General features: G+C 63.2%; 1 protein-coding gene. It reads right to left on the reverse strand.

What is annotated here, in order from left to right; all coding sequences use genetic code 11:
• Window positions 1-261 (reverse strand): carbohydrate porin (locus NLU14_RS22265; RefSeq protein ID WP_275710708.1); only part of this gene is annotated, 261 nt, incomplete at both ends.

Raw genomic sequence — 261 nt, forward strand, 5'->3', positions numbered from 1 at the left:
GCATAGAATTCGCTGTTGAGATCGTAGAGGCCGGCCCGCAGCGTAGTCGCACTGCACAGCTTCTGCTCCACCCAGATCTCGAACAGGCGCAGCTTGGGCGAAGCGACTTCGATATTGTCGACGCCTTGCAGCGTGCCCGCCACATCATTGGGCCGGCCGCCGAGATTGTTGAGCAGGCCGATATGGAAGCGCGCGCCCTTCCAGCCGACCAGCCGCGCCAGATCCCCATCCGCCTCGATGTTGAGGTCGTCGAGCCCGAAG

Origin of the sequence: Marinobacter iranensis (assembly GCF_029207565.1) — a bacterium.
GTDB classification, from domain to species: Bacteria; Pseudomonadota; Gammaproteobacteria; order Pseudomonadales; family Oleiphilaceae; genus Marinobacter; species Marinobacter iranensis.